Origin of the sequence: Bacillus pretiosus, assembly GCF_051294775.1 — a bacterium.
Classification (GTDB): Bacteria; Bacillota; Bacilli; order Bacillales; family Bacillaceae_G; genus Bacillus_A; species Bacillus_A wiedmannii.
The window spans coordinates 172,288-196,260 of record NZ_JBPPHF010000003.1; the positions used below are offsets into that span (position 1 = coordinate 172,288).

The 23,973-nt window shown below is 33.3% G+C and carries 15 protein-coding genes and 1 pseudogene; 8 read left to right on the forward strand and 8 right to left on the reverse strand.

Going from position 1 to position 23,973, the window contains the following annotated elements:
- Positions 1-516: 516 nt before the first annotated feature.
- On the reverse strand, positions 517-1,839 hold the full coding sequence (locus ACSG5Z_RS17395) for an MFS transporter (RefSeq protein ID WP_435711829.1): 1,323 nt from the start codon (positions 1,837-1,839) through the stop codon (positions 517-519).
- Positions 1,840-2,065: 226 nt separating this feature from the next.
- Between ACSG5Z_RS17395 and ACSG5Z_RS17400 the strand changes: the two genes are divergently transcribed.
- The 8 genes and pseudogenes from ACSG5Z_RS17400 to dptH all read left to right on the forward strand — a co-directional run bounded on the left by ACSG5Z_RS17400 (position 2,066) and on the right by dptH (position 16,080).
- Positions 2,066-3,655, forward strand: coding sequence for an ATP-binding protein (locus ACSG5Z_RS17400; RefSeq protein ID WP_435711830.1), 1,590 nt, complete (start codon positions 2,066-2,068; stop codon positions 3,653-3,655).
- 19 nt (positions 3,656-3,674) lie between these two features.
- Positions 3,675-4,352 carry a response regulator gene (locus ACSG5Z_RS17405; RefSeq protein ID WP_087965756.1) on the forward strand — a complete coding sequence of 226 codons (678 nt, stop codon included), beginning with the start codon at positions 3,675-3,677 and terminating at the stop codon, positions 4,350-4,352.
- Positions 4,349-5,320, forward strand: a complete 972-nt coding sequence (locus ACSG5Z_RS17410; RefSeq protein WP_435711831.1) for a tripartite tricarboxylate transporter substrate binding protein — start codon at positions 4,349-4,351, stop codon at positions 5,318-5,320. The genes ACSG5Z_RS17405 and ACSG5Z_RS17410 overlap by 4 nt, the downstream gene beginning before the upstream one ends.
- Positions 5,321-5,561: 241 nt before the next feature.
- Positions 5,562-5,978, forward strand: a pseudogene (locus tag ACSG5Z_RS17415) (hypothetical protein).
- A 90-nt stretch (positions 5,979-6,068) separates the two neighbouring features.
- The gene (locus ACSG5Z_RS17420) at positions 6,069-7,016 is read left to right on the forward strand and encodes a helix-turn-helix transcriptional regulator (RefSeq protein WP_435711832.1); all 948 of its coding nucleotides are present in this window, start codon (positions 6,069-6,071) and stop codon (positions 7,014-7,016) included.
- 234 nt (positions 7,017-7,250) lie between these two features.
- On the forward strand, positions 7,251-9,524 hold the full coding sequence (dptF, locus tag ACSG5Z_RS17425) for a DNA phosphorothioation-dependent restriction protein DptF (RefSeq protein ID WP_435711833.1): 2,274 nt from the start codon (positions 7,251-7,253) through the stop codon (positions 9,522-9,524).
- A gap of 6 nt (positions 9,525-9,530) precedes the next feature.
- The gene (gene dptG, locus ACSG5Z_RS17430) at positions 9,531-10,925 is read left to right on the forward strand and encodes a DNA phosphorothioation-dependent restriction protein DptG (protein WP_435711834.1); all 1,395 of its coding nucleotides are present in this window, start codon (positions 9,531-9,533) and stop codon (positions 10,923-10,925) included.
- A complete protein-coding gene (dptH, locus tag ACSG5Z_RS17435; protein ID WP_435711835.1) occupies positions 10,906-16,080 on the forward strand; it encodes a DNA phosphorothioation-dependent restriction protein DptH in 5,175 nt (1,724 codons plus the stop codon). Before dptG ends, dptH begins: the two co-directional genes overlap by 20 nt.
- Positions 16,081-16,106: 26 nt before the next feature.
- On the opposite strand, the gene ACSG5Z_RS17440 is transcribed toward dptH, so the two are convergent.
- From ACSG5Z_RS17440 to dndC, 7 genes are all read right to left on the reverse strand, one after another.
- On the reverse strand, positions 16,107-16,478 hold the full coding sequence (locus tag ACSG5Z_RS17440) for a hypothetical protein (protein WP_098048625.1): 372 nt from the start codon (positions 16,476-16,478) through the stop codon (positions 16,107-16,109).
- A gap of 4 nt (positions 16,479-16,482) precedes the next feature.
- Positions 16,483-18,498 (reverse strand): DNA sulfur modification protein DndD, encoded by a 2,016-nt coding sequence (dndD, locus tag ACSG5Z_RS17445; RefSeq protein ID WP_435711836.1) that lies wholly within the window; start codon positions 18,496-18,498, stop codon positions 16,483-16,485.
- 18 nt (positions 18,499-18,516) lie between these two features.
- Positions 18,517-18,696, reverse strand: a complete 180-nt coding sequence (locus tag ACSG5Z_RS17450) for a DNA modification system-associated small protein (RefSeq protein ID WP_001037503.1) — start codon at positions 18,694-18,696, stop codon at positions 18,517-18,519.
- Between the two features lie 196 nt (positions 18,697-18,892).
- The gene (gene dndA, locus ACSG5Z_RS17455; protein WP_435711837.1) at positions 18,893-20,014 is read right to left on the reverse strand and encodes a cysteine desulfurase DndA; all 1,122 of its coding nucleotides are present in this window, start codon (positions 20,012-20,014) and stop codon (positions 18,893-18,895) included.
- A 5-nt stretch (positions 20,015-20,019) separates the two neighbouring features.
- Positions 20,020-20,400, reverse strand: a complete 381-nt coding sequence (dndE, locus tag ACSG5Z_RS17460; protein ID WP_435711838.1) for a DNA sulfur modification protein DndE — start codon at positions 20,398-20,400, stop codon at positions 20,020-20,022.
- Entirely contained in the window at positions 20,397-22,388 is a 1,992-nt protein-coding gene (dndD, locus tag ACSG5Z_RS17465; protein WP_098048621.1) for a DNA sulfur modification protein DndD, read from the reverse strand. Before dndD (ACSG5Z_RS17465) ends, dndE begins: the two co-directional genes overlap by 4 nt.
- A 15-nt stretch (positions 22,389-22,403) precedes the next feature.
- Entirely contained in the window at positions 22,404-23,972 is a 1,569-nt protein-coding gene (gene dndC, locus ACSG5Z_RS17470) for a DNA phosphorothioation system sulfurtransferase DndC (protein ID WP_098048620.1), read from the reverse strand.
- Between the last annotated feature and the right edge of the window lies 1 nt (position 23,973).

Genomic DNA, 23,973 nt, shown 5'->3' on the forward strand with positions numbered 1-23,973 from the left:
GAATATATGGATTTTGTCTAGGTATTCTAAATACCAATGCAATTAAAGATGGCATAGGGTAACAATACTACTGCAGCTAAATTTTCACAGGTTAAAGGATATCCAAAACGTTTATATGATTGATAAGTCACGGTTTGGGCTGTTTCTTTTTTGTTTCCACTTGTAATGGTTCACCTGTGAAAGTATTACAATACATATTTTTTGCTTTTGGGAATAATAAGTCCTTTCATTTTTTTGTAATACATAAAAATAGATGTCAAACGGGATATGTTGTATCCAATCTGGACAACTAATATTAGAAATACACTTATTAGACACTCTAAGTAATAAATTTGTTCCACTTTAAGAGGAGGGAGAATTTTGGGTTTGTAAAATAACAATGAAACTACGTGTTTTTTCGTCATACAAAAACCTCTACATATAAGTAGAGGTTTTTAAATTATATATGAATGAATTATGCTTTTTTAGATAAAGCAAATCGAGTTCAGGTAAACGAAGAACATAGAATACATAATTTTAACTAGATTTATTATTAACTAATTTATCCCCACCACCAAGCTCTGCCTCAATCTGCGAAGTTTTCGATGACTCATCCATACGCCAATACGTAATAAAGCTGATTGCGATACATCCAGCTACGTAGAAGTAGAAGAGTGATTCCATTTCGATACTCTTTAGCCATAAAGCGATGAATTCTGCTGTTCCGCCAAATATCGCAACTGTTAGTGCATATGGTAAACCTACGCCTAGTGCGCGAATTTCAGTTGGGAAGAGTTCTGCTTTTACAATTGCGTTAATCGATGTGTAACCAGTAACGATAATGAGACCGACCATCATGAGTAAAAATGCTACGATTGGTTCTGTCGTTTTTTCCATAAAGAAGAAGATTGGTGCTGTTAGTAACGTTCCGAGAATACCGAATGCCATTAATAGTGGGCGGCGTCCAATTTTATCAGATAATAACCCTGCAATTGGCTGAAGTACGACGAAGATAAGTAGTGCGACAAAGTTAATCCAGCTTACAACTTCTTTCGGAAGACCGACTGTGTTTACCATGAACTTTTGTAAATATGTTGTGTACGTATAAAATGCGACAGTGCCTCCTAGTGTTAGGCCGACTACTGTTAATACTGCTTTCGGGTGTTTCATAAGTGCGCGAACGGTTCCTGCGCTTTCGCGTTTTTGTGATTTTATGTTTGCGAATTGCTCCGACTCATCCATCGTACGGCGAAGCCATAATACAGCTACTGCGCCCATCGCTCCAATAATGAATGGAATACGCCAGCCCCAAGCTTTCATATCCGGTTCGCTTAGTAATTGCTGAAGAATAATTTGAACGCCTAACGCAACCATTTGCCCAGCAACGAGCGTTACATATTGGAAACTTGAATAAAAGCCACGGCGTCCACTACTAGCCATTTCAGATAAATACGTTGCAGAAGTTCCGTACTCTCCGCCGAGTGATAATCCTTGCAGTAAACGGGCAAGAACTAAAATAATTGGTGCCATAATACCGATGCTTTCGTAACTAGGTGTACAGGCGATAATTAAAGAACCACCGGCCATAACCGTAATTGAAAGCGTTAATGCTGCCCGGCGTCCGTGCCGATCCGCATAGCGTCCCATTAATAAACTTCCGATAGGGCGCATTAAAAAACCAACTGCGAAAATAGCCGCTGTGTTCAGTAATTGGCTCGTCGGATCTCCATTAGGAAAGAACTCTGCTGAAAAGTAAACAGCGAAAGCAGAGTAAACGTACCAGTCGTACCATTCAATTAAATTGCCGACGGAACCTTTGAAAATATTGCCGGCTACTCGATTAGATTTTGCTTGAGCCATAATCATTCCTCCTCGTGCTTATAAATAAAAATAATAATTATGAAAGCGTGTTCATTATAGTTGAATTGTACTGTCTGCAGAATTAAATCTCAATATTATGACAATTTTATTCTTTTTGTACTTTATGTACATGGAGAGTTTTTATAGTTGCTTCATTATTAGTTTTGTCATAATAATAGAAAAAGGAGATTGATAGTTTTGAATATTTTATCAAAGGATATGAAGTATGAAGAAATCACGTAAAGTGTCATTACAAACGAAAATAGTAAGCTTAATTATTACGTTAATTTTATTTGTCGTTCTCCTATTAGCAGGAATATTTGTTTACATTCAGTCCGTTGATACGAAACGCCAAGTGGAGCAGCTAGCACTGCAAACAGCGAAGTCGCTTTCTTTTATGCCTGCTATAAAAGATGCTTTTCAAAATAACGAGTATAAAAGTACGATCCAATCCATTGCAGAACAAGTTCGGGAGCAAGCTGACGCAGATTATGTCATTATAGAAGATCGCTTTGGGGTTATGTATTCCCATTCTAATTCGGAGTTAATTGGTACAAAGAGTAACAATCCATATAACTATGAAGCACTCACTTTTGGTGGCTATTATACGCTCGAAGGAAATGGTGAAAGTGGTCCTGCTTTAATGGCAAAGGCGCCCATTATTGTTCATAACGGAGACTACGATCAAGTCGTAGGTGTTGTGACAGTAGAGTTTTTAATAAAAGGTATTGAATCTAACATACTGAGCAGAACGAAAGAAATTATACTCTTTTCCTTAGCGGTATTATTAGCCGGGATTGTTGGGGGCATTCTTTTAGCACGCAGCATTCGTAAAGATACACTCGGTTTGGAACCGAATGAAATCGCAGCGCTATATCGGGAACGAAGTGCGATACTACTATCTATAAAAGAAGGAATTATCGCTATTGATCAAAACGGTTTTATTACGATGATGAACACGTCGGCAGAAGAGATGTTACATGTGAATGGTGATTATATGCAGCAGCACATATCAAAAGTTTTACCAGAATTTAATATGGAAAGAGTGCTAGAAAACGATCAAGAAATCGCGTTTCAAGATAAAGTGTTTATTTTAAATAGGACGCCGATACTCGAAAATAACAGTACGGTAGGCGTTGTATGTAGTTTTAGAGATAAAACAGAACTGCAAAACTTAGTGAATACAATATCTGAGGTAAGAAAGTATTCGGAGGACTTACGCGCTCAAACACATGAATTCACAAATAAACTTTTCGTCTTATCGGGATTACTTCAGCTAGGACATTACAAGGAAGCGATTGAATTTATTCAGCAAGAATCTAACATTCATCAAAGCCAAAACCATATTTTATTCCATCAAATTCATGATGCGAAAGTACAAGCTATTTTATTAGGGAAAATCGGAACAGCATCTGAGAAGAAAATTGATTTTCATATTGAAGGAGATAGTGCGCTTCATCCGTTACCAGACCATATAAAGGTGTCGCACCTTATTACGATCCTTGGAAACATAATCGACAATGCGTTTGATGCGGTGAGTGGGCAAGAGGAGAAGAGTGTTTCTTTCTTCGTTACGGATATTGGACATGACATTGTATTTGAAGTAATAGATAGTGGAGCAGGAATACCGGCAGAAAAAATGACGACTATTTTTCAAAAAGGGTTTTCAACGAAAGGAAATGATCGTGGTTACGGACTAGCAAACGTGAAAGAAATGGTAGATCTACTAGAGGGAACAATTGAGATTCAAAACGAGAAAAATGGGGGAGCGATTTTTACAATTTACCTTCCGAAAGCATTGAGAGAAAGTACATGACAAACAGGGGGATGGGCATATGTTGAAGGTTGCAATTGCAGAAGATGATTTCCGCGTCGCACAAATTCAGGAAGAGTTTTTATTAAAAATAAAGGACGTAAAAGTGATTGGAAAAGCATTGAACGCGAAAGAAACGATGGAATTACTACAAAAGGAAGAAATCGATTTGCTTCTATTAGATAATTATTTACCAGACGGAATCGGCACAGACTTATTACCGAAAATCCATGCTGACTTTCCAAACGTTGACGTCATTATGGTTACAGCGGCAAATGAAAACCATATGCTAGAAAAAGCAATTCGAAACGGCGTAAGCAACTACCTTATAAAACCGGTCACGCTAGAAAAATTCGTTCGCACAATTGAAGACTATAAAAGAAAGAAGCAATTATTACATAGTAACAATGAAGTGAATCAAGCGCTTATCGATAACTTCTTCGGCATTTCACAAACACAAGACATAAAAAACTTACCGACAGGCGTTGATCCGTTAACACTGCAAAAAGTGAAAGGGATTATAAAAGGATTCGAAGAGGGCATTACAATAGAAGAAATGGGAGAACAAATGGGTGCTTCCAGAACAACCGCAAGAAGATACTTGGAATATTTAGTAGCGACAAACGAATGCACAGTAGAGTACACATACGGCATTATCGGACGACCAGAACGAAAGTACCGAATAGGACGAGGACTATGAAAAACCGATTATTACTATGTATATGGATCATGACAGGAGTAATAGCGGGTTGTTCTTCGGAAAAAACTCAAACGAATACAGTAAACATAGAAGAAGTAGAAATCGTTGCGCCGAACGTTCAAGGAGCCGGATGGGACTTAACAGCGCGAGCGATGCAAAAAACACTAACAGAAGAAAAAATCTTTACAAAACCAATCACTGTCACAAACAAAGTAGGTGGCAGCGGTGATGTCGGATGGAAATATGCGAAACAAAAAGGCGGTCACGTACTGGCGATTAACTCAAGCTTACTCATAACGAACAACCTATTAGGCCACAGTAAACTAACATATAAAGACTTCACCCCGCTCGCAACACTCGCATCAGACTGGGAAGTCGTTGTCGTATCAAAAGAATCAAACATAGAAAACGCAAAGCAACTAATGGAACAACTCAAACAAGACAAGAAAAACTTCAAAATCGGCGTTGCCCCCGGCCTAGGAAACGACGATCACCTATCCTTCGTACAAGTAAGCAAAGCCTTCGGCATAAACCCTGCCGAACTACAATTCTTCGTCTACGAAAACAAAGAAAAAATCATAAACGCCCTAACGAACAAACAAATAGGCGCCGCAACCATGACCCTATCCGAAGCCGAAAAACAATACAAAACCGGCAAAATAAAAATACTAGCCGTATCCGCACCAAAACGACTAGATCGACTACCAGAAATCCCAACATGGAAAGAACAAGGAATCAACGTCATCTTCCAGCACTGGAAAGGAATTATGGGCCCAAAAGATATGACGGAGGAAGAGATTGCTTATTGGGATGGTGTTATTAAGAGGATGGTGGAGAGTGATAGTTGGAAGGGGATTTTGAGGGAGCGGGGGTGGAATTCTTATTATAAGGATAGTGGGGAGAGTCGGATATTTCTTGAGCAGAGTAGTCAGGAGTATGGGGAGTTAGTGGGGAATGATAGGAATTAGTAAATCATACGGTATGACGTATGGTTTTTCTTTTATATATAGTGAAAATTATTTGTGAGAGGGGATGGTTAAAATTAGTAACTAATTCCCTTTTAGTGGTTTATTTGTAAGTAATGGTATATGTGACGTAAATAGTACTGGATTTCAAGTTAAAATTTGTAATAACAAGTTATGAAAGGCATTATTGCTACAAATTTTATTAAAATACAAAAATAATATATGTATAGGAGATTTATCAATAATGAAATTAGCAAAAACACAGATACAACAATTTATATCAAAACAATTGGAGCTTTGCGAGTTGAAAGAAATAAATGTCGAATTCGCAGTACGAGGGCTGGATTTTGATCCGAACATGTTTATTCGCGCGGGAGAGATGGGATTAGAAATAGGGTTTTATAGAATAGTATGGAACAGTCCATGTAGACCAGATATGACAAAATTTACGCACCATATATTGTAATGGGAACATCTAGATGAGCTAAGTAACAGTGAGAAAGCGGTAGAAATTCAAGAGAGTATTATTATGGTGGCTGATTTTAGAAAGAGGCAGTATCAGCAGTGTAAGTTTTGTGGTGAAAAAATTTTACCGGAATATCTTTTTGAAGATGATTTATGTCAGAGGTGTGCTAGTGTGCATTTTGGGGTGTTGTATTAATATTATAAGGGAATATATAGAAACAATTTAAAAGATGATTCTATTCTTTTATACTTGAATGAGGATGGATGAATAGAAACGAGGAATTATATGAGTAAATTAAGTAATTGCCTATACATGATTGAACTTCTGCATGCGAGAGGAAAAATGAGGATTAGTGAATTGGCAGAGTTGTTAGAAGTGAAAGAGCGGATGGTCCGTATTTATCGTGATGATATTGAAATGGCAGGTATAAAAATAGAGACAACGAAAGGCAGGTACGGTGGTTATTCTCTTTCAAATACATCGTTATTTCCTATTAAAAATATGTCTCCACAAGAGCTAGATGCATTAACATTCTCTATTCAAAAACTAGTTTCAAAAGGCAATGATATTTATGCAAAGGACGCACAAGTAGCGTTAGATAAATTGAATGCCGTTCGGAAAGTGGAAACGAATAAAGACCGTCATATATATTTTGTGCAAAGATCGAAGCCGAATTATGCATTTTCGGATGAAAATCAAAAATATGTACAACTACAAGAAGCGCTATTTACAAGAAGTAAGGTGAAAATACAGTATGAGAAACGGTCTGGTGAAAGATCCGAACGAATTATTGATCCATACGGCTTTGTGCACTACAACGAATTCTTTTATTGCTTAGCCCTGTGCAATGATAAAAAAGAAAAACGTATGTTTAAACTATCTCGAATAAAAGATATTAAAACTTTGTATGATACATATAAAATACCCGACAATTTCGATATCCGAGAAGAGTTTCCGAAATTCGGCATTATGAAAGAACCATTAGAAGTAGAATTACTCATCTATCCACCATTCGCCGTATCCGTACCAGAATCCATTTGGGGAGAGAATCAAAAGATAGAACATAATGATGATGGCAGCATCCTCTTCCGCGCAACGATGAGCGGGAAAGAATCGATTAAGAAATGGATTTTAGGTATGGGTGCTTCGGTTAGGGTGATGGAACCTAGGGGCTTGAGGGAAGAGGTTGTTGAGGAGGGTAGGAAGTTGTTGGAGATGTATGGTTCATTATAAATGAATAGAATATACGAATTAAAATTAAAAGTGACGTTATGATTGCCAGTTTGTATGTTACTATGAATGCATATTAAAATTTATATATACATTTATAAGATATAGATAGTAATTGGTCGTATGGTCGTATATTTGGATAATTAATGTAATTCGCAAACGATTGTTAATTAATTGTAAAAGAATATGATAAAATACTATTAAAATACTAATGAGATGGCGTGAGGGATAGTAAATATGTCTGAGGAAAAATATTTTTTAAGTTTTATAGAGCATATTAATCAAGTTGCAGCGGTTAATGCAAAAAAGATGGAAGAATTAATATATGAAGACCCAGCAAGTGCAATTGTGAAAGGTAGGTTATTTGCTGAAGCAATATTGAATGAGGTGTTCACCCAAGAAGAAATAAAGGTACCATATATTTCTTCTCTTTATGATAAAATTTCCTATCTTGCAAAAGAAGGTTATATAACAGCGGAAGTACAAAGAGATTTTGATACAGTTCGTTTAACAGGAAATAAGGCGGCGCATGATGGTTCATTTAATGATATTACTGCAGCTTTTAAATTGCATAAAGTTATGCATAGTATTGCTGTTTGGTTATATGAGGTATATTCACCAGAACAATTGAAAATACCTGCATATGAGCATCCAAGACCGGTACAAAGTCATAAAGCAGACATACAAGAAATGGTGAAAGCGCAATTCATGCAGTTAATGGGTGCTACTCATAGGGAAGAGAATAAACAAGAAGAAATGACTAATGAAAATTTAGAGGAGGAGAGTGTCCTTTGTAAAGATCTTCCTGAGGGAGAAAGTTATTTATTAAGAGAACTAAAAAGATTACAAGATTCATCTCAAGAGGCAATTGAAAACGCAAATGCATTTAGTCAATTTAAAAAGTATATGCATGTAGAGAGAAAAATTCAAACTGATTTAGAGCGTATTTTGATAAAAAATAAGGAACTTAATTCGTCTAGCTTAATTCTTCTTTGTGGTAGTGTTGGGGATGGTAAATCTCATTTATTGGCTTATTTAAATGAAAATAAGCAAGAATTACTAGAAGGCTATGAAATTTTTAATGATGCTACAGAGAGTTTTTCTCCTAATAAAAATGCAATGGAGACTTTAGAAGAAATACTCCAAGGTTTCTCAGATCAATTGATTGGTCAGTCAAATAAAAAAGTTATTTTAGCGATTAATATGGGAGTTCTTCATAACTTTATTACATTAGAGCATCAGGAGTTTACTTATACAGCTCTAAATGAATTTGTTGGAAAAAGTGGACTGTTTTCAACAAATATTACGACTTGTTATAGTGAGGACTATTTTGATCTAATTAGTTTTGGAGATTATCACTCATATGAATTAACAGAAAAAGGACCACAATCAAACTTCTTTTTAACACTATTAAATAAAGTATTTAGTCAGGAAGAAAATAACCCTTTTTATTTGGCATATCAAGAGGATATGAAAAATAATGTTCGTACAATGATTCATGAAAATTACGAATTTATTCAAGAGGCCCATGTACAAAAGCAAATTATTAATTTAATTATTCAAACGGTAGTGAAATTTAAATTAGTTATATCTGCGCGTGCCTTTTTAAATTTTGTTGCTGATATTATTATTCCAGACAATCTGGAAGTAATGCAGGAGCTTCCAGAGTTTGAAGTGTTAGAACATGCAGTTCCTAATCTAATGTTCAAAAGAAAAGAGCGATCTCCTATCTTAAAATCTTTACATGGATTAGATCCGGTGCATAGAAGATCTTCTTATATTGATCAAATTATCATTGATTTCAGTACCTTAAATCAATGGGATACTATATTAAATCGTTGCGTGCCATCAGAAAGGGCAAGGGTTTGGTTTTCTCCTTTTATAGTTGAGGAAAAAATAGAAGGATCATCTTTTATTGAATTCTCAGAGACTGTTATTCGAACGGCATATTTAATGGATGAGAATTTCTCTCGAAAAATAGAAGATGATACGTATCATAAATATGTGAAAAAATTGTTTGATTTTAACTCAGGAAATAAAAAAGAAATTAAACTGTTTTATGAAGAAATAAAAGATGCTCTATTTAAGTGGAAGGGAAGCCCTAAAAAAGGTTATATTTATTTGAATAAATCAAATAACAGGTATAGATTAGCCCAATTGCTTAATTTAAAACCTTTAACTGATCACCTGAAGTCAAATCCAAAAGATGTATTGGAGTCCTTTAAGGCATCGATCTTATTGGCTTATCATAATGGGAATAGGCAGGAGAGTATTCTATTGGAAATTGACTATCAGTTATATTGCTTGTTAGTAAAGGTTCGTCAAGGTTATTGTCCTAATAAGAAAGATGAAGAAGACGCAATTAAATTTACAGAGTTTGTTGAGAAAATTATGAGATTTGGTGAGAAAAAGACGGAGTTATTAATCCATTTTCCAAACGATGGTCGTTTTTATAAACTAACTCGAGATGATTATGATGAGTTTGATGCTTTTGTATTTGAAAAGGAGTAGTTAATAATGAAGACAATATTAAAGATAAATGTTCTGGAAGAGTTATTACATAAGTATAAAAGACATCATGTTGGAAATGTTGTTGACATATTCCCGTTCAATTCAAAAGGAACCGCAATCCGTGGAAATTTTAATGAGACTATGGGAGAATATGTTAGGAATATTTGTTGTTTGCAATTAATAGACCAAAAAGATACTAGGTCAGAAATGTTGTTTTCTTCCTCGTCTTTAGTTGATCAGGTTATGAAAAAGATAGAATATGAAGAAGAGGCTGCATATGATTTAGAGCGTTTTTTAAAACAATATTTATTTGGTCATGACAATAAAATTAGACCAATTCATCCATATTTATTTAATTACATGCCAAAATCAGAGGGGAAAGGCTTGTCTCAATACTCTCAATTTATAAAAGATATACTAATTTCTGACAGAAATAGTGTTAGTTTTATATTTAACAACAAAGAGTCGGAGGATATTTTAACGGAGTTAATATTAAGTAATTTAGAGGTTTCCACTAAGGAAGAAATTATGGAATACCAGGTTTTAATGGGAGATATAGCAACTTTATATCAAGAGGATTTATTATTTTTAAGTAAATATAAAGATTACTTCTTGAAGTCATTTGTGTTGCTTACACATTTCTATACTTTCACGTATTTATGTCAATTGGTTGTGAAATTTGGTCAGTTTGATGTAGCTAACTATTCCGAAGCAACACCGTTATATTATGCTTTAGAGTGGGAATCCATTAACAAAAGGAGAAAAGCAGCAGATGAAATAGAGGGTTATAAAAGAATTAAGACGAAAGCATCTGATTTATTTGTACATTTACATACAATGTCTCAACTTAGTTGCCACGAGTTGCAAGATACTGATCAAGATAAGAAATTAAGATTTATGACCTATACCGAACTTAAAGAATTGATGAATGAAAAAGGAGAAGATATTGCAGAACAATTTCTACTAGATATTAAAGAGTGGATTGCTAAATATAGTGCAATAGAAGTGTGGAAAGATAATGTGACACAGAAAGAAGAACCTCAGAATTTATCACAGGCTTTTAATACATTGTTTAAGTGTTTAAAAGAGGGAATGAGTACAAAGATTTGTGATGATTTTGGAGCAAATGTTGAAGATCTAGGTGCAGGTGTCTTTTTAAAAAATAGAGGTAGTATCGGGGCTGTTTTTAATATGAGCCATGAAATGTTATTACTTTTAACTGCTGTATGTGTTAAAGAAGAGAGAATGCCGTTGAATTGTTTATTTGAGGAATTTTCTAAACGGGGTGTAGCTTTTGATAACCACTCTCGTAAGTTAATTATTGAACTATTTGATTCGCATAATATTTTAGACAAAAAAAGTGATAGTGGTGATGCACAGTATGTCAAACGAATTTTATAATTATATATGTGAGTTGTTATTGGGTGATTTTAAAAATCGCTCAGTAAAAGCCGGGGATAGATTTTATTTACAGTTGGATAAAGTAGAGGATGTAGAAAATTTAGTAGAAGCATTAAAAAAGCAGGAAAATGTTAAACAATTCGTTTATAAGCATGAAAAAGGCGAACCGTATAAAACATTTTCAGTTGAAATAAAAAATGTTCAACTTGTTATTGCTTATACAAATGCAAATGTTAAACCAGATTTCTTAGTTACTTTGCGAAATCAAGTTGGTGAACAAAAAGGTGTATGGAAAGATACAGCTTTATTGAGTATAGTTTCAGAGCAATTGGATTCAATTCAGGGAGGAAGCAGTGATCTTCAAAAGGATGGAATGCCGTTGCACCCTAATTCTATAGTAAAGGGATTAAAGCAAGAGATTGAGAGTAGCACACTTGATAAGACTGCTCGCAGTATTCTTATTGAAAATATGAATATGATCAAGCGAGAACTAGTTTATCAACAAGTAACTTTCTTTGAATTTGAAGAGATTTTTTCTGTTCTTGCAAAAGGTACGATAGAGGATCATGACTATCAAAAATTTTCTATGTTTAAAGACGAAGATCTGTCTACTTTCAAAGGTAATAAACAAAAAGAACGTTTAAGTAAAAACAGGGAACTTTACGAATATGTTAGAAAAATACATGATTTTGGATTAGGAGTAGAAGAATTAGAAAAAAAGTTCTCTCCAGAAGGTGCTAATCAGCTAAACCATGAAGAGTGGAAGAAGATGAAGTTTGCTACTGTTTATAAGTTTTACGAAGATTACTTAAATCGCCAGCGGCAGGTATCAATTTCTTTGAAAAACTTATCAATTAAGGAAGGACTAGAATTTTGGGATAAACCGCAAAAAGAGACTGCGGCAGGTGAAAGAAAAAGGCATATAATTATATTTAATTCGGAAGGCAAAGCGGAAATTAATATCAATGCTGCATTTCTAATTAAGGGTGGCGATGTTAAAAGCTTATCGAATAAATTTGTGGTAGTCCCTAAGGCTTTTCAAGAAAATGTAGAGGTGACTGTCGGAAGAATAAATCTTAATGTGGCTATTAGAGTCGCAAGTAATAAGCCAACATTTGCTAGAGTGGCATATAAGCATGATAAAAAGTCTACTTTAGGGGCAGAATTATTTATTGTTGTATTACCAGTAGAATCAAATATTCTAGAATCATTTAAAACGAAGTATTCAATTGCTCCTAATAAGAGTCTGATTGAGTTAAAATATGGAGAAGAAGAGCTTACATTTGGACAAGGGGATAACAAACAAATAATAGAGGTATATGAAGAAAATAGTATTGTTGATTTTGATTTTGATGATCAGCTGGTTATTTTACCTCAATCTGAAGCTTTTAATGATGCAGAAGAAATGACAATGAATATTCGTGTACTTAGGAATGAAGTGGTCATTCCAATTATATTGAAAAATGAGTTGCCAGAATCTACCCCGATTAATGGAGAGCGAATTTGGAAATTAAAGCGTGAGCAGCAAAGAGATTTTGAATGGATAAATAATCGTTTGCGTTTCGGAAACAGAGAATTTTATTTAAGCCCGGAATATAAAAACTTATTCGACTGGGAGTATCAGTGGATTGAAAATGGGTTTAAGTCTGCAGTAGTAGAATCTGATGCATTAGTCCCAGAAGAGGTATCTATTAGTGATGAACTACGAGAAGCTTATAGTAGATTTTTAACTTACTTTAAAAGTAAAAAAGGTATACCAAGCTTATGTTATTACAGTGACGAGTTAGTTAAAAGAGCAGAAGAATATTTGAATGTTTTTATACAAGAGATTAAAAGTTTTGAAGATGGACATGAGGCTGGCAAACGCGGACGAGATTTATTTAAGTTAGGGACAGTGACGGGGAATAATGTAATTAAATTTACACCATTCCATCCAGTTATGGTCGCTTTTCAATTAAAAATAAATAATTTACTTTCAAATGAAGAGGTAGATAATAGTATTTTACAAAGATTAAATCCAGATGGATTAGTTCCATATATTTATAATGATAAAGATCAATTGTATAGACCAGATAATCAGAATATCGCATTAGAGTGGATGGACTTTAAACCAGTTAACCAAGTGTCAGTATCGGATGCAAATCAATATTTAGCAAAAGTAATTGAGGATAAAATCCAGCAATTTGAAGGGCATTTTGGTTATTTATTTAGTGAGTACTCTAAAGCACCGTTACAAATTAATCTAATTAACATTGAAAACGATCATGAAACGTTTAGAGGTATTTTAAATTGGATGCTTGAAAGAATTAGATCTAAAGGGCCTGAAGGTTTAAAAGCTGTTGAAGTGACTCTTTATAAAGAAGAAGGACAGGACAGTGCATTTGATAATTTCTCAAGAATTGAATCAGTAGAAGAGTTTCAAACGAAGTTTAATACTAATTTAGGCGCAAAACAGCAGCATGAACCTCAGGATATATTGCGGTTTATTCGTGAAAAGCTATTTTATTATAAAAAAGAAATAGGAGAAGAATATAAATATGCTCATATTTCTTTCTATAAAATGCAAGCGCAAGAGCGATATGCGTTACAATCTATGGATGAAATGTTATCAGGTTTAGCAATTGATGGGTTATACACTACAGTACCTTCAATGAAGAGTAATGAAAACTATAAGAGTGGTTTCGGTGTTAAAGCATATGCTGTAGAGGAAGGGAATCTTTTAACACAAACAACGTATTATTTTAATGAATTATGCGCAAACCTTCATAATGGTGGAAATAATACGTATCGAAAAGGTGAAGCGATTTTCTCTAGAACAACGAGTGCGGATGAAAAAACTCTAGAAGCTATTTTTAAATCTTCCTATTGGGTAACGTTTGTGGATCCGAGTTTTGATCTGGAGTTCTTCAATGATTATGAGCAAAATCTAGTTGTTATTCATTATAGCGATCAATATTCATCTTCAAGTAGATATGATGCCATTACTGTAACGGACAAATCGCAGCAATATCATTTTGTTATTGAAGAATTTTTAAAAGAGAAGCAAGTGGCAAGTAAAAAAGAAAATGTAGAAAGTACTATTAAAGCATTTAACACTTTTAATGGTGAATGGTTACTTCGTATTATTGGCAGTAAGGGCCATTACTCTAGAGAAAAGTTGAGTATCATTTCTGCTATAAAGTTCTCTTTAGCTTACTTCGAACATCGTGATATTTTATGGGTGCCGATTTCTTTGGAAGAAGTTTTAAGGGTAGCCGGTACTGTTAATTTAAAGAAAGCAGACGGTATATTTACAACTAAAAACTTAGGAAAAAAAGGCGTTCATAGCGATGATTTGCTGTTAATAGGTTTGGAACAAGTAGAGAATGATGTAATGATGCATTTTTATCCTGTTGAAGTGAAAATCGGTGCTAACAAAAACGATGTACTAGAAAAGGCAAGAAAACAAGTTAAACATACGAAAAAATTAATCAGTGATGAATTAACAACAGATTCTTTTGCTAGTCGTTTTTATCGTAATTTCTTTGCTCAACTTTATATTTCTAATGCTAATAAAATATTTAAAAGTGGATTTTGGGAAGAGAAAAATTATGAATTGAATAATGTAGTGGTTGAGAAACTGCTGAAAGATCAATTTGAAATTTCAAATGGAATAGAATCATCAATTGGTGAAGGAGCTATATTATCATTCCAGCGAGACGCTTATCATAGAAGTGCTAAATTGGAAGAAGGAATTACGTTGTTAAATCTTCCGGAGTTTGATGGATATAGTGGTCTTATACAACCAATGGAAGATATGAAGAATTGGATTCAAGAAACAGAAGGCGATTTGATTAAGAAAGAATTACTTTCTTATAAATATAAAGGTATATATAGTAAAGAAGAAAGTACAAGCTCAGAAGAAAACGAATTAGTGATTGATGTAGAGGTAGAAGAACAACCTGAAACTATCGATTCTAATGAGGTTACTGAAGAAGAAAGCGAAAATACAATAGAAGTCCTTGAAGAAACAAAAGAAAGACAGCCCCAAAAATTAGAAGAATCCCGAATTCTAATTGGGAAGGCAGAAAACTCGAATAGAAAGATTTATTGGGAATATGGTAATAAAGGATTGGCCAATAGACATTTGCTGATATCTGGTAAATCCGGACAAGGTAAGACATATTTCATGCAATGCTTATTATTAGAAAAATCGAAGCAAGGCATTCCAAGTATTGTTATTGACTATACAGAAGGATTTTTACCAAATCAATTAGAAGATGAATTTGTACAAGCAATGGGTACAAAGTTAAAACAAAAGATTGTATATAGTGAGCAACTCCCAATCAATCCATTTCAAAAGAATGAAAGAGATATTGGAGGGATTACACTTCCAGAATCTAATACGGATGTTGCTGAAAGAATTAAGAGTGTATTTTCTGCTGTATATAGCACGTTAGGTGTGCAGCAATTAAATGCAATTTATGAAGGTACTCTTAATGGATTAGATAAATACGGAGAAGATATGGGCTTAATAAAGCTTAGAGAATGTTTAGAAGAAGATGGTTCTAGCTATGCTAAGACGGCTTTATCTCAAATAAGACCCCTTATCGATCGTAATCCATTTAGTCATGAAAACACAATAAATTGGAAAGATATTGTAGATAGTAATGGTGAGATTTTTATTATTCAGTTGACTGGATACCCTCGAGATGTTCAATTAATGATTACAGAATTTATTTTATGGGACCTTTGGAATTATTCTGTAAGGTTTGGAAATAAAAATAATCCAATGCCTGTCATAATGGATGAAGCACAAAACCTTGATCATACGGAAAAGTCACCTTCTGCACGAATTTTACAAGAAGGACGTAAATTTGGATGGTCTGCATGGTATGCAACTCAATTTTTAAAATCTCAATTGGCTACTGATGAATTAGCAAGGCTACAAAATGCCTCACAGAAGGTTTATTTTGCGCCACCAGAACAAGAGATTTCTACAATTGCCACTAGTCTATCTAACGATTCTTCAGAGAAAAAAGAATGGGAAAATAGACTTTCAACATTGAAAAAAGGTCAATGTATTGTACATGGCCCTGTGTTACAAGTAAATGGTGAATTGTCTCAACCAACTGTAACGGTGGTTGATATTATATCTTTATCTGAACGAAATTAAAAAGGAACCACTTTAGTGGTTCCTTTTTAATTTAATACAATAATACGATAGTCCTCTAATGAAGATAAATTGTCTATTTCTTGTTTGACGATCTTTAGCCCGTATTCTATATAAAGGAGCATGCTTTGCGTGAGTTCATCTTCATTTAAAGCAACTTGCATTTCATTAATAATTAAATGTTTAAAGAGTAAAAACTCTTTATCTTTAATTATATTATCTGGGATTGTCCATTTGTTTTTTCCATCTTTAAAGTCATCATTTATTTTTCCTGTAGCGTTAGCAATTCCTTTTGCTAATGCTATTTTTATACCTTGTGGTCGATCAATCTCAAGTACTTCACAGAGTAGGTCAAGCGTTTCTTTACCTGTTCCTGAGAGGTTCATTCTTCTATTTGCCATAATATCACACCTTTATAAAATCAAAATATCCATCGCGAATAACTGTATATTTCTTTGATTGGTCATAATCAAGCATATATTGCTTATATGAATGCTCTTGCATGAAATTAATATAGTCCTGGGTAATTTCTGTATCTGTAGATAAGATAATTACTTGCTCGCTAAGCTCTTTGTAGTAATGATTAATTAAATGATTTCGATGATAACTATCCAAACGTCCTAGTGGTGTATCGATTACCATAGGAAGAGCTAAATCAGAGGCTTTTGTTAGGGCCCAAATTAGTGACGAGGAAATCATTTGCATTTCACCAGCAGATCGATCTTGAATACTAATTTCTTGATTACGATCGTTGTACAATCGCACTGTATACGTTGAAATATCGAATTCAATTTTTCCAAATTCATCTTGTTTACGGAATAATCGACTTAACATTGAAGAAAACTCTTCGCGAATAAAGCTTGCTTTCAATTTAGTCATTTCATGTACATATGAATTCATGATATGAATCAACTTTTTGACATAAATTAATCGTTTGTTTAGAGCATCATAATCGGCACCTTGATCAGAAAGGCGAGTTAGCTGGTTTACAGCGGTTGTTCTTTGTTCTTTAATTTTATTTAACTTAGCAATAATTGATTTATATTTTAAGTTAAGTTCTCCTAATTTTTTTGTTAGGATATCAATCTTTTCATTTTCTTCACTAATATCAACTGTTTCAGGTGCATTTCTAATTTCAATCTCTAATGCCTCTAATTCAAGGTTCAGTTTTTCAACTTTATTTATTAAATCTATAACATAACTATTATTTCTAGCAGGGAGATTTACAAGGTAGTTATAGTCTTTATTTGAAATGTCGTGAATATCTATGTGATTTTTAGGTATATCTTTTTCAATATTATTTTCTTTAACCCAAATTTCTCTCCCAATTTCTTTAAGTTGATTTAATTGCTCATTTGAAAGGGGAGGAGTGAATGGTTGGTTTAGTAATTCATCCATAAATTTTTCATAAGGCATTAAAGAAGCATATTGTATTATTTTCTTCTGACGAATATTATATTCTGATTTTAATTGTTCCTGCAGCTTTTTAGTTTTTTCCTTTAAAATGATATTCACAGCATTGTTATTAAAATAGTTTTCAAATGTCTCTTTTGCTAAACGTAATTCAGTTTCTAGAGCAGATTGTTTTTTTACAACAACCTCTCTTGATTTAGAATTAGTTGTAATTTTTTCATTACGTTCTTTTTTTACTTCATTGATTAGATCATCTAATTTCTTTCGTTCAGAAGAGATAAATTCTTTTCGTTTTTCTAGATGTTGGATTTGCTCTTCGTATTCTTTTAAATTAGCATCTAAACTTTTTAGTTTGTTTTGATCAACCGCTTTTGCTAAATTCTTCTCTATGCCAGTTTTAATAGAAGAGAGGTCAGATAGTAATAATTTATAGGTTTCCATCCCAGTAATTTTGTGAATAGCTTCTTTCATTTCCTCACTATTTTGTCGTAAAATGATGTCTTTAATTTCTTCACCATCAAAAATGAAGAATGGTGCAGCATGATATGGAATCATTTTATCCATAAAGCGATTAAAAGTATCTATATTATCAATACGTACAGTTTTACCAATCATTGCACCAGGCTTTTTCACAGTTAAATCACGTTTTTCACTAATTAATCTTTTGTTGTGATCAAATCCCCATTTAACTTTAAGAGTCCATTCTTCATTTTTATCCGTTTCAATAGCAAGAGTTACAGAACAATCTCTTCCACCTTCATCGAAGAAGGTATTGTTAATAACATTAGAAAATACACGCTTATGTTCGGCAGGTGAGAACCCTCTTTTTCCGAATAAAACATATAAAATTGCTTTTAAAATTGTAGTCTTTCCAGCTCCATTTAGGCCGCCTAATAAAATAATGTTTTTTTCGCCTTCTTCACGTACCTCTTTTGGGATATAGAAGTCAACTTCTTGATGCCCATAATACGTTTTATAATTATCAAAAATAAGTTTTTTAAATAACATTATGTAGTCACCTTTACTTTATTTTGCATAAAAATCAATTAAATCTAGGTAATCTTTTTTTCTATGATTTTCACTTGTGTTTTCATATGAAAATTTTTCAGCAGAACGTAATAAGTCATATGCTAGTTTTGTTGATAGGTCATTTTCTTTACAAATTTTTGCTAGTAATTCTAGCTCTTGTTCTTTTAATTTATTCATTTTTACCACCTTTAATATGAGCGTGAAGTATAAGGATATCTTATATATAATATTACCATATTTTAATGGGTGTTTAAAAATAGAGAAAGTTGTGATTTTGAGTAGAGAGGAGCTATTAACGGGGGTGCAAAATTACTAAATTAGTAGTTAGTAAGGAAATAAAGAAAACAGAAAGGAATATTCCTCTCTGTTTTCTTTATAGATTATTAAAAACATCCAACTCTTCTAAACTAGTAGTAGAAGAAAGTGAAAATCTAATAGTAGAGCGTAGATCATCCATAGATAATCCGATAGCTTGTAATACATGACTTGGTTTACTTGAGCTACAAGCTGATCCAGTAGAAACAGCAGCGACTGGAGAAAGAGTCCTTACAAGTGTTTCGTTATTTACGCCTTTAAATATGATGCTTAAAATTCCAGGTATTTTATCTTGGCTATCATTATTAAATTCAATATGATTTTGGAATTTATTTTTTAGAATATTAGTTAATTTATTCTCTAGCTGCTCTAATTTATAGATGTTTTGTTCCAAATTAATATATGCGATTTCTGCAGCTTTTCCCATTCCAACAATATTATGGACGGGTAGTGTGCCACTGCGTATATCACGTTCTTGTCCGCCACCGTGAAGTAGAGGAGTAATTTGGATTGGTAATCCTAAGTTATCTTTACCTATTATGGTTACCCCAACACCTTTTGGACCATGAAACTTATGAGAAGAGCAGGATAAAAAGTTTATACCGTCTATATCTGAAAGAGAGAATTGCACTTTTCCAACTACTTGTGTAGCATCTGTATGGAAGAATATTTCATTCTCTTTACAGATTTTTGCGATCTCGTTTATTTGGTTTAGAGAACCAAGTTCGTTGTTACCCCACATAATTGAAACGAGAAGAGTTTTTTCTTTTTGAATAGCTTTAGTTAGTTCTTCCAAATTGATTCTGCCGTGTCGATCTACATCAAGATATGTGACCGTATAGCCAATTTCTTCTAAAAATTTACAAGTTTCTATAATAGAAGGATGTTCTACCTTAGAAGTAATAATGTGATTGCCTTTATCTTTATGATAATGAGTGATGCCTTTCAAAATAAAGTTATTACTTTCAGTAGCACCACTAGTAAAAATTACTTCATCAGTTTCACAGCCTAATAATTGAGCTACATGTTTTCTTGCTGTTTCGACAGCTTCTTTAGCATTTTGGGCTAATCCATAATATTTACTTGAAGGATTTCCGAATTCTTCAAGTAAATAGGGTAACATTGCTTCTTTAACTTCAGGTAATAGTTGTGTTGTGGCACTATTATCAAGATAAAGCATAGGAATCACTCCTTACTGTATTTTAGCAAGTTAATTGTGAATTTCTCGTTGTTTCCAGCATGTTTATATTCGCTGTCTAATAAGTTAATTCCACGTTCTAAGTGAGCGTGGAATAGGGTAGGGAAGTACTCAGTATCAGACACTTCACGTCCCGCATGTTGAGTGATTAAACATTTATAAATAAAATCATATTCTCCAGTTAATGTGTGGCGATTGATTTCTAATCCGCCTGCTTCTTTATCAATTGAAATCTTAGGTGAAGTTGGATCAGTTAAAGATAATCCAACTGCTAAACGAGCTAAAATATTTGGCGTTAAATTAGTAGGAGCTTGTAATTCTTTTAGCTTATCTGATACTCTTTTGGATATTTTTAAACGGTAGTTCATTTTGCTTGCTCCTTATTAAAGTTGAAATATTGATCTGTAACATTCACTTTTCGTAGGTCTGTATCAAATTCTAATAAATATCCATGGGATACAAAGTTTTTCAGTAAATTATAATGTTTTTCATCAACTTCAGAGTTGGTTGACAAGATTAAGACTTGTTCACCACATGCAGGGATGAAATCTACTAAAATATTATGTTTATGTGTTTGATCCAGACGGCCTAGAAGTGTATCGAATATAAATGGAACACGACGACCAGAACATTTGAACATTGCCCAAATTAATGATAGTAAGAGAATTTCTTTCTCACCTGCTGATAATGTCTCTTTCGCCACATGGTCGCGATTATTATCAAATAAAGTTACTTCAAAAGTGCTAGAATCAATGCGTAAAGAAGAAATATATTGATGTTTACGCATTAGTTTATTCAGCATTTTTGTAGCCTCGATTTGTACTTGTTGTAGTTTCTTTTGATGTTGTAACATTTGAAACTCTGTACTTAATTTCATAATGCTTTGGGCAATTAAGAATGTATTTCTCGTCTTATTGCTTTGTTGTACAATATGATGTTTTGAATCAATTGTATTTTTTAGTGCTGTTAAAGTTTCTTGGCGTGTTACTAAAATATTCAAGTTTTCTTCTACTTCTTTTTCCAACTTAAAGATCTTCTCTTGTGTTTGAGTCATATTTTCTAACATTCGTGTAAACTCATTTGTAGAATCATTAGTAGAAATTTTCTTTCTTAACTCTTGTGCTTGAAGTAAGCTTTCTCTATTTTCTTGAAGCAATTGAATATATGTGTCATGAGATTCTTTTTCAACTTGCTGTGCCGCTATTTCAAATTGTGTGCGTTGTGTTGGTGAAACCCTATGGATATATTCAACATCTGCATCATTAGGTTTAATAATATTGAAAATTTGTTTTCTTAATTCCGCTGCTAAATCATTAGGAGATGAGACTCCAGGTAAACTTTTAGCCAATTCAAGAGTACGTTCCTCAGTTAGCTCTGAAGTTAATTGGTTTGCTAATGATAGTTTTTCTTCATTTTGTAATTGGTTTTTAGTAGCTAGTAACAAGTTTTTGTTTAGATAGAAAGGTAAAAGAGTTTGAATAAATTCTCGGACCTTTTCAGAATTAGCTTTTCTATGTGCCTCAATTTCTAAGACTTGTCTATTTAATGTTTCACGTTCTTCTTTAATTAAACCACCGTGTGTTTCAAAATCTTTTTTCAGTAAAGAATAAGATTCTTTTGATTCTTCTATTTGTTGTTGAGCGGCTTTGATTGCGCCTTCGAGAACTTTAATGTTTAAAGATTGTTCTTTTTCTTGACGCTGAAGAGTAATGATTTCACTTTCTATAGAAGAAAGATGTTTTTGATCAATTTCTTGTTGTAAATAATTAGTTAAATCTCCTTCTAAATTTCGGAATAAATCTAAGTTGAATATAACAGTAGATAATTCTTTTAAATAAGAGGATAATTTATTTTCATTTATTATTTTTGAAATTTCTTCGCCATCAAATAAGCATAGATCAAATAATTTAGGCGGGAAATTTTCTCTCAGTCTTGATTCGAAAATATCTTTTTCAGCATCATTTAAATAATGACCATCTTTTTTTACAGTGAATTTTTCTTTTATGGCGCTGTTTAAAATGTTCCAAGATCTTTTGAATGTATAAACATAGCGTTTGTAATTTTCTACTTCACTAAAGGTAATTGTAATACTAAAAGGATTTGTCTCATCTTTACGAGCAGAAGCATTTAAATATCCATGGACGCGCTTATAGTAATCATTATTCTCTGTCTTATATCCATAACCAAAACAACCAAATAATCCTAATTTGATGGAATTTAAAAATGTTGTTTTTCCAGCACCATTTTCTCCACCTATTAAAATTACTTTCTTTTTTGGGGAGGAGATAGACAGATCGAAGGTATTTCTTTCCGTATAAGCTCCGATGTTTTCTAATTCTAGTTGTTCAATTAACATAAATTTAACCTCACCCTACAAATGTAAGTAGTCTTGCTTTAGTACTTTTTCAATTTCGTTCATTAATCCACGACGAACTTTATAACCGGAAAAATCTTTTTCAAGTGATATCAGTTTTTTTAGTGCTTTAAAGTCTACGTTGTGTTTGCTACATAATGATTCTAAATCTGTAATTTGTTCATTATCAAATAAAGGACGATCATCATACTCCCAATTTAGGTCGTATCCCATTACCTCTTTAAAAATGCTAGGCAAAGAATCTTCCCAATCACCATTTTCTAACCAGTAACGACGAATAACACGTAATTCTTCTTCTTTAATTAATTCAAAATCCTCTTCTTCAGGATGTTGTAAATCTCTTTGGACAATAAGAAGTCTGCGTAAAATCTCTTTTCGTGCGTTCAGTGTAAAGGGACCTAAACCAAGCTGTCCGATTTGATTATCATCAAGCTTTACTAAAATTTTTGGATCCTCAGGAGAACTTAAATCAATTTTGTTTATTGCTAAATAAGATTTTAGTTCATCCCTTTCTAAAATTGTAAATTCTTCTAATTTAATCATTTGTTTAGGGCGACTAGATTTTTTCGGAATGATTACGTATTCAGTCTCATCTTTTACTTCAGTTTTTAGTGGATTAAAGTAAATTTGACCACCTTTACGGTATTTCATACGAAATGTTCTATCATCACGAATTCCAGCTAACCAATTTCTGAATTCTAATAAAGGTTTCATCCAATCTGATCCACTAAGAATGAAGCCGTTTAATGCTTTATCTTCATTTACTACTGTACATACCCAACAACCAAAGCGACTGTTTCCACATGAACCAGCACTATCTTTAGTGGTTTTATCTACAACAAGAGGACATTCACCACTACTTGAATCTTGATAAAGCTTATTTAATTCATGGTTATCGTTCCCCCAAGGAGACGGGTTTTCTAGTAAGTAGTCCCAGACGTTATTTAAACTAAACTGTCTAATCGGTGCAAAAACATATGCATTTGTTAGGGTCGAATGGCGCATTAAATCTTTACCTTCAACAGTATGGGACTTAAGAACGTTATCACGAGTAGCACTTTCATTTTCACGTACGCCAAGGACCATAATTACTTCACCAAACGTAGAAACTTTGTCCATTACAAACGCATTTGCAGGCTCAATTTTTAAGCGGTCAGTACACCAGCGGAATTGTTGGTTTGGTGATGGATAGCCTTTTCCGATAATATTAGCCCAAAATGATTGTTCATATTTTGGTTTTACTTTATGTGTTTCGATAGGAAGATCACGTTTTAAAGCTTCTTCTTGGATTCGATGTAAAGTAACATTGATAGACTGAATAATTAGCGGTGTTTCTACAAGTGTATCGGATGAGATTACGTATACTTTCTTGTGTAATTGTTCTGTAGGTAATTCGCTTAAAGCTTCAAAAACAAGCTGAACGACAACTGTGGAATCTTTTCCACCACTATAACCAACAACCCAAGGGCGGTCGTCAGCACGATAAACTTTTTTTATATGCTCTTTTGCATCAGAGACAAAATCATTTTTATTATTTATTAAATCAGTAATGAGATTATTTAACATT